Source organism: Enterococcus sp. DIV0187, assembly GCF_051713785.1.
Classification (GTDB): Bacteria; Bacillota; Bacilli; order Lactobacillales; family Enterococcaceae; genus Enterococcus_A; species Enterococcus_A avium.
This window is the reverse complement of the sequence record NZ_JBIOQO010000001.1, coordinates 1,658,246-1,672,858: the sequence shown is the minus strand read 5'-3', so window position 1 is coordinate 1,672,858 and position 14,613 is coordinate 1,658,246. Positions and strand designations below refer to the sequence as shown.

The 14,613-nt window shown below is 36.0% G+C and carries 14 protein-coding genes; all 14 read left to right on the top strand.

Going from position 1 to position 14,613, the window contains the following annotated elements:
• Window positions 1-108 precede the first annotated feature (108 nt).
• The 14 genes from IGI52_RS08170 (at window position 109) to IGI52_RS08105 (ending at window position 14,612) form a co-directional block, all read left to right on the top strand.
• Window positions 109-957: a class II fructose-bisphosphate aldolase gene (locus IGI52_RS08170; protein WP_438780993.1), complete on the top strand. Its 849-nt coding sequence runs from the start codon at window positions 109-111 to the stop codon at window positions 955-957.
• Window positions 958-968: 11 nt separating this feature from the next.
• Window positions 969-1,973, top strand: a complete 1,005-nt coding sequence (locus IGI52_RS08165) for a zinc-dependent alcohol dehydrogenase family protein (protein ID WP_438780992.1) — start codon at window positions 969-971, stop codon at window positions 1,971-1,973.
• Window positions 1,974-1,985: 12 nt separating this feature from the next.
• A complete protein-coding gene (locus IGI52_RS08160; RefSeq protein ID WP_396003007.1) occupies window positions 1,986-3,647 on the top strand; it encodes a PTS system mannose/fructose/sorbose family transporter subunit IID in 1,662 nt (553 codons plus the stop codon).
• 20 nt (window positions 3,648-3,667) lie between these two features.
• Entirely contained in the window at window positions 3,668-4,108 is a 441-nt protein-coding gene (locus tag IGI52_RS08155; protein ID WP_438780991.1) for a PTS sugar transporter subunit IIA, read from the top strand.
• Window positions 4,080-4,553: a PTS system mannose/fructose/N-acetylgalactosamine-transporter subunit IIB gene (locus IGI52_RS08150; RefSeq protein WP_396003005.1), complete on the top strand. Its 474-nt coding sequence runs from the start codon at window positions 4,080-4,082 to the stop codon at window positions 4,551-4,553. Before IGI52_RS08155 ends, IGI52_RS08150 begins: the two co-directional genes overlap by 29 nt.
• Window positions 4,554-4,577: 24 nt before the next feature.
• The gene (locus IGI52_RS08145; protein ID WP_438782237.1) at window positions 4,578-5,339 is read left to right on the top strand and encodes an SDR family NAD(P)-dependent oxidoreductase; all 762 of its coding nucleotides are present in this window, start codon (window positions 4,578-4,580) and stop codon (window positions 5,337-5,339) included.
• A 24-nt stretch (window positions 5,340-5,363) separates the two neighbouring features.
• Complete coding sequence (locus IGI52_RS08140) at window positions 5,364-6,095, top strand: GntR family transcriptional regulator (RefSeq protein ID WP_438780990.1); 732 nt, start codon at window positions 5,364-5,366, stop codon at window positions 6,093-6,095.
• Between the two features lie 14 nt (window positions 6,096-6,109).
• Window positions 6,110-6,712 (top strand): AAA family ATPase, encoded by a 603-nt coding sequence (locus IGI52_RS08135; protein ID WP_438780988.1) that lies wholly within the window; start codon window positions 6,110-6,112, stop codon window positions 6,710-6,712.
• Between the two features lie 335 nt (window positions 6,713-7,047).
• Window positions 7,048-9,051 carry a BglG family transcription antiterminator gene (locus tag IGI52_RS08130; RefSeq protein ID WP_396003002.1) on the top strand — a complete coding sequence of 668 codons (2,004 nt, stop codon included), beginning with the start codon at window positions 7,048-7,050 and terminating at the stop codon, window positions 9,049-9,051.
• A 43-nt stretch (window positions 9,052-9,094) separates the two neighbouring features.
• Window positions 9,095-9,523, top strand: a complete 429-nt coding sequence (locus IGI52_RS08125) for a PTS sugar transporter subunit IIA (protein ID WP_438780987.1) — start codon at window positions 9,095-9,097, stop codon at window positions 9,521-9,523.
• A gap of 69 nt (window positions 9,524-9,592) precedes the next feature.
• The gene (locus IGI52_RS08120) at window positions 9,593-9,868 is read left to right on the top strand and encodes a PTS sugar transporter subunit IIB (RefSeq protein ID WP_396003000.1); all 276 of its coding nucleotides are present in this window, start codon (window positions 9,593-9,595) and stop codon (window positions 9,866-9,868) included.
• A 22-nt stretch (window positions 9,869-9,890) separates the two neighbouring features.
• Window positions 9,891-11,171 carry a PTS ascorbate transporter subunit IIC gene (locus IGI52_RS08115; RefSeq protein ID WP_396002999.1) on the top strand — a complete coding sequence of 427 codons (1,281 nt, stop codon included), beginning with the start codon at window positions 9,891-9,893 and terminating at the stop codon, window positions 11,169-11,171.
• 15 nt (window positions 11,172-11,186) lie between these two features.
• A complete protein-coding gene (locus IGI52_RS08110) occupies window positions 11,187-11,771 on the top strand; it encodes an SIS domain-containing protein (RefSeq protein ID WP_396002998.1) in 585 nt (194 codons plus the stop codon).
• A 921-nt stretch (window positions 11,772-12,692) separates the two neighbouring features.
• Window positions 12,693-14,612, top strand: coding sequence for a BglG family transcription antiterminator (locus IGI52_RS08105; RefSeq protein ID WP_438780986.1), 1,920 nt, complete (start codon window positions 12,693-12,695; stop codon window positions 14,610-14,612).
• Window position 14,613: the final 1 nt, after the last annotated feature.

The following is a 14,613-nucleotide window of genomic DNA, read 5'->3' as shown; positions in this document are numbered from 1 at the left end:
AGGGTGAATCAAACATACGTATATTCTAACATTTTTATATTTCAAAAAATATAGAAAAAGATGGCCATCTTTGTTAGGGATTCGGATAATGCTTAGGAGGAAATGAACATGTACGTAACTTTAAAAGAAGTATTGCAGGATGCGGACCAACTTAATATGGCGATCGGGGCTTTCAATACCCACAACTTAGAAATGCTGCCAGCGATCATCAAAGCAGCAGGTAAGCAAAAAACGCCGGTAATTATTCAAACCAGCTGTGGTACAGCGAACTATGTAGGGCACAGAAATCTAGTGGCTGTTTGTAAATCAATGGCTGAAGAATATGGCGTAAATGTAGCGTTGCATTTGGATCATGCGAAAGACTTTGGCGAAATTCGAAAAGCGATTCGAGCAGGTTACAGCTCAGTCATGTTCGATGGCTCGTCTTTTGCTTTTAAAGAAAACATTCTTGGGACTAAACAAGTTGTTAACTTTGCAAAGGATTTTGGCGTAAGTGTTGAAGCGGAATTAGGAACGGTTGGCGGAACAGAAGATGGTATCGTAGTAAGCCAAGATGAAGTTTTCTACACCGATCCGAAAGATGCCGTGCAATTTGTTGCTGAGACCGGGATCGATGCTTTAGCAGTTGCTATTGGAACCAATCATGGTCAATACATGTCAAAAACAGATATCAGCTTCGAACGTTTAGAACAAATCAAAGCGGCTGTGGATATTCCATTGGTCATTCATGGAGGAACCGGAGTAAAAGACGATGATGTGAAAAAAGTAATTGATCTTGGTATTCGCAAGTTCAATGTAGGGACTGAGTTGTTAGTAAGATGGAACCGGAAATCAAAAGAATGCTACGAAGCGCATAAAGAAAACATCTCAAATCGTGATAATGTGGTTCCATGCTTAACAACTATTGAAGAAATCGTCGAGCGAAAAATCAGCTTATTCAAAAATCTTAATGATTAAAGGAGTTAGCTATGAAAGCAGGATATTATGTTGGGGATTATACCTATGAAGTTAGGGATATCCCTGAAAGAGAACCTGAAAAAGATGAAGTGAAGATTCGAGTTGCCTGGTGTGGATTATGTGGAACAGATGTCCATAAATTTCAAGGGAAAAACGGTGCTAGTGTAGTTGTTCCACCAATTATTTTAGGGCATGAATGCTCTGGCACGGTGGTAGCTGTTGGTCCAGACTGTGAGTATTTTAAACCTGGTGATCGCGTAGCATGCGATCCCAGCTATGGCTGTGGCAAATGTACGTGGTGCCAGCAAGGGTTTCCCAATTTCTGTCTTACTAGACATGGAGTGGCGAAGGGTTTTTCTGAATATGTCTATCCTCCAGAACAAAATGTTTATCACATCTCGGATAAGCTAGATTTGGAAACCGCTGCTTTTACTGAACCACTGTCTTGTGCTGTTCATGGGCTAGATTTGATTCAGATTGAAAGCGGAAAGACGGTAGCAATGTATGGTATGGGGGCAATTGGCTCTTTGATGCTTCAGTTAATCAAGTTCACTGGAGCTGGTGAGATCATAGTAATAGAACGCGAAGAGGAAAAAAGAAAGCTTGCTATAGAGCTAGGTGCTTCATTAGCGGTTACCGATCAAGAAATTGAAGCAATTTCTCAAGAAAAGAATATTGATTATGTCGTTGAATGTATTGGGTTGAAGCAAACGATGGAGCAAGCGATAAAAATCGCTGGAAAAAATGGAAAGGTCTTGTTGTTTGGTCTTGGTGATCCTGAGGAACCAATCTCTTTTAACCAATTTGAAGCGTACACTAAAGAGTTGGGTATATTTACGTCATTTTTAAATCCGCATACTTCTGAAAGAGCGGTCAAGCTTTTGGAGAGCGGACTAATTGATACGAAAAAAATTATTAGTGCTGAACTTAGCTTAGAAGAAATTGGTGGCGAATTGAGCGCACTCAATTATTCACGAAAAGGAAAAGTGATGGTTTATTTAAGTAAAGAACATTAGGGAGGAAATAAAATGGTTATATCAGCAGTTTTGGTTGCAATTTTAGCAACGATGGGTCAATGGTGGTTTTTTGGTCCTGTAACAAAATGTTTAGTTTATCCGTTAACAACAGGTACTTTGGTCGGTGTCTTTATGGGCGATCCTATGTTAGGTATGATGGCAGGGGCGAATATCCAGTTGATTTACTTAGGTTGGATATCAGCTGGTGGAACGATGCCAAGTAACACGATTGTTGCTGGCGTATTCGGAACAGCAATGACCATTCTATCTGGTGCCGATGCTAAAATGGCGGTAACATTTGCGATTCCATTTAGTATGTTGGGATTGTTATTGAACCAAGTCTACATGACAGTCAACGCAGCATGGATTCATCGAGCGGATAAATTGCTTGAAAAAGGTAATCTCCGAGGGGTTCGATTAATGAACTTCGTCCCATCTGCTTGTATGGCTTTTATTTTATACGGGATTCCAGCATTCTTATTAGTTTATTCTGGAAGTAGTTGGGCTCAGCAATTGATTGACATGGTACCAAAGCACGTAATCAGTGCTCTAGAGGTAGTTGGTGGAATTATGCCAGCGCTAGGGATTGCAATGCTATTGAATTATTTGGGTAAAAGAAATCTCATTCCTTGGTTCTTTGGTGGATTTTTCTTAACTGTTTATTCAGGTCTGGGAATGACAGCGATTTCGATATTCTCTGCAATTATTGCTCTTGTAATGTACTTGAATAGCAGTAATAAGGGTACAGAGAAGGTAGAAAAGAAAAAAGTCAAACGTCTTTCTGTTAACAAAAAAATAGACGCAGTTGAAGTTGTTAATCCAGAAATACAAACTACAGCAGCTCCAGTGGTTGAGTATACGAAAAAATTATCTAAAAGTACCTTGGTAAAGACATGGTTATGGACAACAAGTACAGAATCTTGTTATAACTACGAACGTTTGCAGGCATTAGGCGCTGCGAACCTAATGATTACACCGATTCGTGAATTATATGATACAAACGAAAAACAGGCTGAAGAATTGAAAAAATATATGGTCTTCTATAATTCGGAAGTATTCACGATTGGGCCAATTATTAACGGGATTGCTTGTTCAATGGAAGAAGCTCGTGCAAATGGCGAGGACATCGAAGCAAAAGATATTAATGCTGTTCGGACAGGATTGATGGGTCCGGTTGCTGGTATCGGTGATACTGTGATGCAAGGAATCTTATTCCCAATTTTATTTGGTATTGGATGTTCACTTGCTCTAGAAGGAAGTTTTTTAGGCCCGATTTTATCATTTGTTGTTTTTGAAGCGTTAATTTTTGGTTGCGGTTACTTTATGTTTATGACAGGATATAAGCAAGGTAAAACATCGTTATTGAAGATCTTAAAAAACGGTACGATTGATCGCATTATTAACTCTTTTAGTATCGTCGGATTGATGGTCGTCGGTGCAATGGCAGCTACCCGGGTGGCCGTAAATACACCATTGGCTATAAAAGTTGGGCAAGGTACTACAAAGATTCAAGATGTATTAGATTCTTTGGCACCGGGATTAATTCCATTAGGTTTAACATTATTGGTTTGGTGGATGTTGAAGAAAAAAATTAATACTCTGTATATCATCATTGCAATTTTTGCAGTAGGCATTTTAGCTTATTACTTAGGTATTTTAGGATACGCTGGATAAAAAATGAACGGGGTGAGTAAGTGGTAAATCTAGTAATAATTAGTCATGGCGATTTCTGCGTTGGCCTTTTAAGCAGTTTGAAAATGATTGCCGGCGACACTTTTGGAGTGACGGCTGTACCTTTGATTCCAGGAGAAGCACCAGAAAGCTATCGGGAAAAACTAGCCGGCGTTTTAACAAAATATGAAGATAAAGAGAGCGGTTTTATTATTTTATCGGATATTGCAGGTGGAACGCCATTTCAAAGTGCTGCGTATTTATCGAAAGAGTTTAAGATTGGTTTGGTTTCAGGAATGAATATGCCGATGCTGTTATCTCTTGCATTGGGAAGGTCAGATGGGGATACATTAGATTCACTAATTGAAAAAGCAACATCAAAAGACAGTGTTGGAATTCAAAGTAAAGTATTTGGTAGAGGGGAGAGAAAGCAACGTGCAAAACTTAGTATTAACAAGAATTGATGACCGTTTGATCCATGGACAGGTGATGACTGCTTGGATCAAAAATAAAGGTGCCAATCAAGTAGTAATTGTAGATGATGGAACGGCTAATGATGAATATATGATTGAGGTTTTAGAAATGGCAATTCCCGAAGAAATTGCGATCGGGATTTTCACTAAAGAGGAAGGTGTTCAATTCTTTAGCCAAGGTTTAGATGAACCGACAATTCTTTTGGTGAAGGGGCCCGATGTATTGAATCATTTAGTTGATAACGGCATTCAAATTGATGAGGTCGATGTCGGTGGAATGGGAACAAGAACTGATCGCAGTGTTTTGTACAAGAATATTTCTACTAGTAAAGAAGAAAATCAACAGTTTCAAGCTTTACTTGATAAGAAAGTAAATGTGTTTATTCAAGTAATGCCACAGGATAAGCCAGTCGGGGTCGACAAATATTTAAACTAGGGGTGCTAACGAAATATGGATAAAATGAATGGAAAAGTAATCGTCATTACTGGCGGTAGCAGCGGTATGGGGGCGGCTATGGCGAAGGATTTCGTGACAAGAGGAGCCAAAGTTGCTGTCTTTGATTTGAATGAAGAAAAAGGGCAAAAGCTTGTTAATGATATCGGCGAGAGCGCTGCTTACTATAAAGTGGATGTCACATCCAAAGCAGCTATCAAAGATGCAGTTGCTGATGTTGAATCAACGTACGGTCCATTAACTACCTTAGTCAATTCAGCAGGTGTGTCGAAAATGGTTCCTTTCTTGGAAAGCAGTGAAGAGCTGTGGGATTTGACAATGGACGTCAATTTGAAGGCAACGTTTTTAACTTGTCAGATTGCGATCGAACGGATGTTAGAGCATGGCGGTGGAGAAATTTTGAATATGTCATCTCTATCTGGTAAAAAGGCCAGTTCTTGGCAGACGATTTACTGTGCAAGTAAGTTTGGTGTACAAGGGCTAACTCAATCGATAGCAAAAGAATTTGCAGATAAGAATATTCGAGTTAACTCTATTTGTCCAGGAATCGTTTACACAGAAATGTGGGAAAAGCTGAAGCATGAGTATGCAAAAAAACGTAATATTGATCCAGAAGAAGTGATGGATTATTTCAAAGGGAATATTCCGATGCACCGTCTAGTTGATATGCAAGATGTGATTAATGCAGCAGTTTATTTATTAACAGACAAATCAAGTTACCTGACAGGACAATCGATTAATCTTGCAGGTGGCGAATGGATGGATTAAGGATGTAAGGAGGATGTAACAAAGATGATTTCGCTAGATTTTAATGGTAGAGAGCAACTTTACTATCAGTTATATGATCGTTTGTTTCAAGGGATTATCAACGGCACTTATGCTGTGGGTGAGTGTATTCCTTCTGAAAGTGAATTGATGGAAGTATATCAAGTTAGTCGATCAACTGCCAGAAGGTCGATGGAGATGCTTGCCAATGATGGTTTTGTTAAAAAGCAACGAGGTCTTGGAACCGTAGTCATCTCAACACATCCAAAACATTCACCTCAACATGTAGCAAGGTATTCACGGAAAAGGGATATGACTGATGTTATAGCACAAAAAAAAGTTATTGAGTTTGGCGTGATTGATGCGCCATCTGAAATTTCAGATGCACTTAGCCTTAATTTGAACACGCCAGTTATATGTTTGAAGAGAGTACGAGTTGGCGATACAGAACCCTACTATCTAGAAATAAATTATTTCGAAAAAGAATATGTTCCAGAGATGTTGAATCGGGATTTCTCAGAGGAATCACTAAGGGTCTACTTAGACAAAACATATAACATACAATGGTCTTATGCGACACAAGAAATTTTTGCTATTGTAGCTGAAGAAGAAATTGCTAAATTGCTGAAAGTCAATGTAGGTGAACCATTGCTGCATATTAAGCGGATATCCTTTGATGTAAACGATGTGCCTAGAGAGTATGTTGATACGTATTATTTGGCAGATAAATACCATCTGGAAATCGAACTTACAATCTAAAGGAGTGTGTTAGAGTGAAGCAATCCTTAATTTTATTAGCCGGTTATCCTGGAACTGGAAAATCCTACTTGATGAACCAAATTGTAGAGAAGTTTCCAGCATTTCAAATGCTATCACCAGATGATTTAAAAGAAAAACATTGGGATCAATCTGGTTTTGATAACTTTGACGAGAAGGAAATGCTTATCCAAAAAAGCTGGGACGAATACTATCAAATAATGGAAGAGGAGTTTAAAAACGGGATTAGTTTAATCTCTGATTACCCTTTTAGCGAAAAGCAGAAAAGTAAGATTGAGACAGTTTCTGAGAAGTATCGAGTACAAGTTATTACGATTCGCTTAATCGCTGATTTAGACATTTTATTTGAGAGACAAAAGCTTCGTGATTTGGACACAACTCGTCATTTGGGGCACATATTGAAGAGATATCATGTAAACACGTCAGAGGTTAGTCATGAAGAAGCTGATAATTTATTAACCTATGAAGAATTTATCTCTCGTTGCACCACTAGAGGATACGGAGAATTTGCGTTAGGAAAACTGATAGAAATTGATGTGTCTGATTTTTCTTCCGTTGATTATGATGGATTATTAATAGAGGTTCAAAACCTATTATAGTTTTAAAAAAATTCATATGCATGTGACTCAATGAACTTTGGTTGATTGAGTCTTTTTTTGTTTTTCCTTCATAATTTGTGTTATTTAAAACGAATGACAATTATCAATCCCATGTATAGTAGTATAGAAGAATAGATTAAAAAAGAACTTTATAAGGAGATAAAAGTAGTGGAAAACAATAGTACAATAGTTATTTCATTTCTAATAAATAATATCTTGTTGAAGTCTGAAACTAGGGGGTTCTATTTGATTTCCGCTTTAAGCGGAAATTGTGTAGCTATTTTTTTAGAGTTTACGAAACTATACTTAAGTTGTATCAAGGAGGTGAGTTAGTGATGAGAAACTATAACAAGCGTTGGATTGAAATTATTTATTTCTTCCTTGAGAAAAAAACTCTAGTTAGTGGAAAAGAACTTGCGTTGAATTTGGGTGTGACAACTCGAACGATAAGAAATGATATTAAGGAGATTAACGATATTCTAGAGGATTTTGGGGCAGTTATCACTTCTGAGATAGGGTTAGGTTATACATTAATGATTTCAGATGAAGAAAGGTTCGAGGATTTCTTTGAAGAGGTTAAAGCCACTGAAAAATTCAGGAATTTGAAGAACATTATTCCGTCTGATGCCAACGAGCGAATTTGGTACATAACGTCACAACTGTTACTTCATTCGTTGGACCAAACAGAGAAATTGGATTCCTACTCATTAGAAGAACAATTGTTTGTTAGCGATTCAACATTTCGGAAGGACCTGCGAACCATCGAAAAAATACTTAAAGAATATGATCTCAAGATTAGTGAGACACAAAAAAAAGGATTACATATTGTGGGGGAGGAAGCACGAATTCGATTTTGTATTTCTCAGTATGTTTTTAATAATCAAGAGACGAAAATAAAAGATGAGCAATATTTTTACGAAGATGTCTTTAGTAAGAAAAATACTGAGGGTGTGAAGAATATCCTCACCAAGGCAATTATTAACTATGACATTAAACTCACAGACATCGCTTTTAATAATTTGGTTGTCCATACGTTAATTATGCTGAAAAGAAGTGAAAGGAAGCAACATGTTAATTATTCAGATAAAGATATTGAAATGTTGAAAAATACAAATGAGTATCATTGTGCACTTAATATCATTGATTTGATAGGTAGAGAAACAGATTATTCATTGAGCGATGAGGTTCTATACTTAACTCAGCATTTAATAGCGAGCCAACGTTTCTTAATCGAAGATCTCAATGACGATTATGCCTACAAGGAAGTTGTAATAAAAATATTAGCTCAAATAAACGAAAGTATGCAGATTGATCTATCAGATGATTTGCAGTTGGTTAATGGCTTAGCATTACACCTCACTGCTGCTTTACAAAGACTTCGATTTGAAATGAATATTCGTAATGAATTCTTAGATGTTTTAAAGAATTCGTATCCATTGGCTTTTGAACTAGCGGCAATAGCTGGAAGAATAATTGAAGAAGATTATGCATTGACTCCAGGTGAGGCTGAGATTGGCTTTTTGACTATGCATTTTGGAGCCTCCTTAGAAAGAAAAGGATTGAACGGGGAACATAATCTATCGAGAAATGAAAGTAAAAAAAAGAAGAAAGTTGTTTTGGTGTGTATAGCTGGCGTTGCAATGGCTCTTCTTCTAAAAGAAAAATTACTTAGGAAATACGGAGATTTTATAGATATCGTTCAGACATGCCCGGCTCAACAGGTTAGTGAGAAGATGCTGGATGAGGTGGATTTGATTTTAACCACTGTTGATTTGCCCAAAAATAAAACAGAGAAAATTAAAAAAATCAGCCTATTTCCAAATGATGAAGACTTCAACGAACTAACAGATTTAATTGTAGAAAACAATAAAACTGATGCCATTAATTATGGGGATATTTTCAAAAGGGAATTGTTTTTTACTCAACAAGATTTCAAAAATAAAGATGAAGTTCTAAACTACATGACAGATTCTATGATTAAACGAGAATATATGGATGCTTCCGTAAAAGAGTCTGTTTTTAGGAGAGAAGAAATTTCAACGACTGAAATGGGGGGACTACTTGCTATTCCGCACGCAATGTTGGATGACATTGAGAATTTTGCTGTATCAATCATGATCCTGAAGAAACCAATTATATGGGGTAAGCAAAAAGTGCAAGTGATTTTTCTTTTGAATATTCCAAAGAAGAAATACGAAGTGTGGGAAAGGATTATAAAAAATCTTTATACCAGCTTAATAACAAATGCAGGGGTTAAAAGACTTATTAAGCATCAAAATTATGATCAATTTATTTTTGATATACAAAATGGGATAAGTCATAGAAACCAAAAAAGATAATGTACTTTGGATAATGTAAATCAAAATGGATGAGGTGTTGAGTTTGATTAGTGAAGAAACGATCTGTTTAAAAGCAGAAGTTAAAACCTGGCAACAAGCCATCACGGTTGGTGGGAAATTATTACTCAAAAATGATTTTATTGAGGAAGGCTACATTCAAGCAATGATCGATAACATGTTGAAAAATGGTCCCTATTTTGTTTTAACGCCAGGTGTAGCGATGCCGCATGCAGACAGTCAATCAGGGGTCAAAAAAATGAGCATCAGTTTGGTGACTTTAGCGAATCCAATAAATTTTTTAGAATCTCCCAATAACCCAGTGCAGTTGGTAATTTGTTTAGCGGCTTCAAGCAATGAGTCACATCTAGATTTACTAAAAAAAGTGTCGCAATTACTCTCTAATCCAGAAGACATACAAAAAATTATTAATGCTAATAGAATTGAGGAAGTTTTACAGGTATTTAATCCATAAAAGGATTTGACATAGGATAGGCCTATTCTATTAAGTAATTCAAATAAAAAGATGAGGTAGGTGAGGAAGATGAAAATTATTTGTGTATGTGCGATGGGATTAGGTAGTAGCCTAATTTTACGAATGAGTGTTGAATCGGCCTTAAAAGGGTTAGATGTCGATCATGTTCAAGTTGAAGTCGTCGATACATCAACAGCAAGAGGATCAGGAGCAGATATCGTTGTTTCATCTGAAAGTTTTTGTAAACAGTTGTCAGATATGAACGTACCAATGATTGAAGTAGTCAACTATGCAGATAGCAACTATATCCGTGAAGAATTAAAAAAAATAATTGATGGTTTGTAAGAAAAATGGAGGGGGGATTTAAATGGATTTTATTCTTAATATTTTAACATCTTTAATTAGCCAAGCAGCAGTTTTGGTTGCCCTTATGAGCTTTATCGGTTTAGTTGCACAAAAAGCGCCTTTCGAAAGAGTAATGACAGGAACATTAAAGACTTTTTTAGGATTCTTGGTTATGGGACAGGGCGCAAATATCATTAGTGGCATGCTAAATCCACTAAATGAAATCATGATGAAGGCTTTTAATATTCATGGTGTCATTCCTGTAAATGAAGCAATCAGTGCAATTGCCTCGGAAAAGTTCGGGACGCAAATGGCATTAATAGCCTTCTTTGGCCTAATTTTCAATATGCTTTTGGCACGTTTTACTAAGTTGAAATTTGTTTTCTTAAGCGGTCACCACACGATTTTTATGGCAGCCTTGTGCGCCGTAATGTTAAGTGCATTAGGACTATCCGAAATGGTGGTTATTTTAATAGGAACAGTTCTGATTGGATTATTAAGTGTAGTAATGCCAGCAATCTCAATGCCATTTATGAGAAAAATTACTGGCGGGGATACAATTGCCATGGGACATTGGGCTACGACAAGTTATGTTTTTTCAGGGTTCATTGGGAAATTTCTTGGTGGTGATCCAGAGGAAACTTCCACTGAAAAAATGGAATTTCCAGAATGGATGAGCTTCTTCCGTGAACCTGTATTATTGATGGGGATTGGTGTTTTCCTAGTGACAGTAGTTTCCTGCGCATTTGCAGGTTCAGGTTTTGTTAGTAAGTTTTCTGGTGATACAAACATGGTGGTTTGGGCGTTTATCCAAGGATTCATCTTTAGTGCCGGTGTGACAGTAATTTTGACAGGTGTTCGAATGATTCTAGCTGAGTTAGTACCAGCTTTTAAGGGAATTGCTGAAAAAATTGTTCCAGAAGCAATACCAGCACTAGATTGTCCAGCGGTATTCACCTTTGCACCTAACGCGGTGTTGGTTGGATTTTTTGGATATACAATTGGACAGTTAATCGCGTTCTTTCTGTTTATTCCGCTCGGAATGACTGTTATTGTTCCAACGTTACTTCACAGTTTCTTTATGGGAGGGACTGCGGCCGTTTTTGGTAATGCTACTGGGGGCAGAAGAGGCGCATTTTTTGGAGCTCTATTTGCTGGTGTTTTAAACAATATGTTATGTTCTTGGCTTTTCCCTGTTTTTGGATCACTTGGCTTTGTGGGGACAACGTTCGCTGACACGGACTTCTCTATTATTGGCCTATTGATATATTATATCGGCAAACTATTTGGTTTAGTCGCATAAGGAGGAAAATGTGAAATGAGTCAAACGATTTTTGAAAAGAATTTTGATATGTTGAAAGATGCTATGAATACAGCTGGTCCGGAATATTTTCAATCAGCAGAAGATTGCATCAAGTTAACTGGCGATGCCTTCCGTAATGGAAATAAACTTTTACTATGCGGGAATGGGGGAAGTGCGTCAACCGCTTCGCATATTACAAATGATTTTATTGGGCATATGAAAAATTGGGATCGTGAAGGTTATCCGGCAATCGCATTAACTGCGGACATATCTGTTTTAACGGCTTTATCAAATGACTATGGGTTTGATCATGTTTATTCTAAACAGGTACGAGCTTTAGGTCGAGAAGGAGATGTGCTTTGGGCGTTCAGTATCAGTGGGAACTCAGTAAATGTTATTGAAGCTGCAAAGGTTGCTAAGGAACAAAAAATGAAAGTAGTTGTCTTCACCAGAAAAGGTGGAGGTAAGTTAAATGAAATGGCAGATTTACTTATTCCTGTGAATACTGATGATTTTATGACAGCTGAAGCCTTGCATTTGTTCTATATCCACAGTATTGCAGAAAGCATTGAAGCAGAGTTATCTCCAGTAAACAAATAAAAGATCACTGATCCGGACAAAGATTAAAGACTACTCTCATAATTTATTTAACGATAACTTAGAGAAAATACGTTGATAGTACAAGCTGTCAGAAAGAAGTTATCCAAATTACCCATTAATAATAATAGGACAACAAAATTCGGAAAATAGATATAGGTAACCAATCTGTAAATGAATGTAACCATACTGACATTTTCCGATCTTTTATTTGAAGATTTTCAAGGCTATTTCTCTCTAAGATTCCCAAGCTGATCATAAATACCAATCAGCACGTATATAAATAAAAATATAGGTATGGCTCAACCAGCGTGTGTTTGGTTGGGTCTTTTTTTGAACATCAATGTTAGTGTCTCTCATTTTTAAAGTATTAATGGGTGTCGAAAAGTTCAGTTAACTTCATCAAATTTTTGATCTTTTTTGCGAATGCTTTAACACCAATGATTCAGTGAAAGAAATTATCGTAGCGAGATAAAAAACTTTAATGACCATCTTTTAACGATTGACGTTGCTTGAATGAATTGCATTTCTTAAAATAGTATATAGGGATTATGAAATCGGAAAGAGATATAATGACAACTATCTTTGATAATCAATCTACAAAAGGATAAAATGTTATCCCTTTATTGGAAGTCTATATGGAAAAAACACAAGATTCGAAAATTACTTAATTCACTGATATAGTTAAGCTTTTTTATATGATTTTATTGTAGCGTTAGAATAAATTTTTGGTTTTTCAGTTAGCCGCAGCAGAAATGAAGATATTTTTTACGGCTTTTGCAACAAGTGAACAAAAGGATGAAGACACTTGTTGCAGAGAAATGTAATATTCAATAATTACCACCCCATCTATAATAAGGTCATGATCATGATAACGCTATCAAACATAAAGGCCTTTATCAGATAGTTAGGAAGTGTGTCACTATGCTTACAAAAAGACAAAAAGAATTATTGGAGTTTTTAGCGCAAGAAAATGACTTTAAGACTGTGGAGTATTTTGCAAGCAAGTTAGGTGTTTCTAAACGAACTACGCATATGGAATTGTCGATAATTGAGGATTATCTCCAAAGTTCAGGAGAGTACCTTGATAAGAAACGTGGAGTTGGTATAGCTCTTAAAAAACTGAAAGAAGCAGGTGTGACTAAAAGAGAAGACAAAGGAAGTGATGTATACAATACTTTGAATCGAAGAATTGAAATATTAAACATGTTACTTTTTGGGGAAGAGCTATTAAGCTTCAATCATTTGTCAGAAATCTTTATGGTTAGCAAAACTTCGATTATAAAAGATTTTGAGTTAATCATGAAAATTCTGAAGGTTGGTTCAGGTATCAAATTATCTAGTGATATACGTGGGACCTCACTTATTGGAACAGAAGAAGATTTTCAGAAAGCATTTTTGCAATTTAATCGGTATCTGCTTAGTAACTCTGAAATATATCTTGAGGATGATTTTTCCGAGAAAATCAAACTTCTAAATCATTACTACGGGGAAACTTTAATTAATGTCTGTTCAAATATCATGTATACCTATATTAGAGAGAACGTAAATGCTATTTCTGATTATTATGTACAAAATATTTTGAGCATTTTCATCATCCTTGTTTTCAGGATAACAAAAGGTCATCATATTGAAGAAAATCTAAAATTGAGTTCATATGAGAGCAATAATTTCTTTGAGGAAAGCGCAGTAAGAATGTTGCATAAGGCAGCAATGAGATTGCAACTGACCTATACAAACGAAGATGTGAACTACTTATCTCTTCAATTAGTCTCTAATCGATTTGAGCCATTACCGGATGATGAAATAGATGAAGAGATAGTTGAGCAATTACTCTCCAAGGTTTCTGAATCACTAAATATCAATTTCTCTAGCGATCAAAAACTTGAAGAACAATTAAAGAATCATATTCCTCCGATGATTTACAGACTAAAGTCGAATAATAAAACTGAAAATCCATTTACATCACAAATTAAGAATGAGTTTTCTCTGACCTTCAATGTTATTTGGGTAGTTTTGAGTGAGTATGAACAACAGTTAGGTATTATTTTTAATGAAGACGAAATCGCGTTTTTGACTATGTATTTTCAGGCCGCAATCGAAAGAGCTAGGATGAATAGAAAAATTTTGATTGTATGTCAAATGGGTATAGCTACTTCAGAACTGTTAATTAATCGAATAAAAAATGTTATTCCTTCTTTAGATACATTTGAAGTTGCCTCAGTACCTGAATTGGGACAGATTAATCCAGATGATTATGATTTAATTATTTCTACCATTAAGATAGAGATACCCACGAAGGAAGTTGTTTTAGTATCCCCATTTCTTACTAATCAGGATATTGAAAAAATCAAAAGCTCAAAGTATTTTCCGGATGATGTTAAAAAAAATTTTGATACATTTAGGTATCATCATCTAATGAAATTTGTAAATCAGAGTTTTGTGTACGTAAATACTAATTTCTCATCAAAAGAAGAACTTATCGATCAGATTGGAGAACAATTGGTTCATGAAAAATTTGTTGCTCGAGAATTTGTTGAGACCGTTCAAGAACGTGAAGAATTAGGTGGAACAGATTTACCTTCAGGGACAGCAGTTCCTCATGGAAATTCAACCTATGTGAATGAGACAATAATTGTTGTGGTAAGAAATAAAAAAAAGTTTAAATGGAATAAGTACTATGTAGATATTATATTTCTAATCTGCATTTCGAAGAAGGATACATTTCAAACAAGAAATATTCTATCGGACATTTATAAAATCATCGATAATGGTGATCAATTAAAACAACTACGTGAAGTTACTTCAGATGAAGAGTTGTACAGAAAACTTGGGAGTGAGTAAA

What these genes read in the sequence shown, in the direction of transcription:
- IGI52_RS08170 (WP_438780993.1), top strand. Translation starts at nt 109, where the DNA reads ATGTACGTAACTTTAAAAGAAGTATTGCAGGATGCGGACCAACTTAAT.
- IGI52_RS08165 (WP_438780992.1), top strand. Translation starts at nt 969, where the DNA reads ATGAAAGCAGGATATTATGTTGGGGATTATACCTATGAAGTTAGGGAT.
- IGI52_RS08160 (WP_396003007.1), top strand. Translation starts at nt 1,986, where the DNA reads ATGGTTATATCAGCAGTTTTGGTTGCAATTTTAGCAACGATGGGTCAA.
- IGI52_RS08145 (WP_438782237.1), top strand. Translation starts at nt 4,578, where the DNA reads ATGAATGGAAAAGTAATCGTCATTACTGGCGGTAGCAGCGGTATGGGG.
- IGI52_RS08140 (WP_438780990.1), top strand. Translation starts at nt 5,364, where the DNA reads ATGATTTCGCTAGATTTTAATGGTAGAGAGCAACTTTACTATCAGTTA.
- IGI52_RS08130 (WP_396003002.1), top strand. Translation starts at nt 7,048, where the DNA reads ATGAGAAACTATAACAAGCGTTGGATTGAAATTATTTATTTCTTCCTT.
- IGI52_RS08120 (WP_396003000.1), top strand. Translation starts at nt 9,593, where the DNA reads ATGAAAATTATTTGTGTATGTGCGATGGGATTAGGTAGTAGCCTAATT.
- IGI52_RS08115 (WP_396002999.1), top strand. Translation starts at nt 9,891, where the DNA reads ATGGATTTTATTCTTAATATTTTAACATCTTTAATTAGCCAAGCAGCA.
- IGI52_RS08110 (WP_396002998.1), top strand. Translation starts at nt 11,187, where the DNA reads ATGAGTCAAACGATTTTTGAAAAGAATTTTGATATGTTGAAAGATGCT.
- IGI52_RS08105 (WP_438780986.1), top strand. Translation starts at nt 12,693, where the DNA reads ATGCTTACAAAAAGACAAAAAGAATTATTGGAGTTTTTAGCGCAAGAA.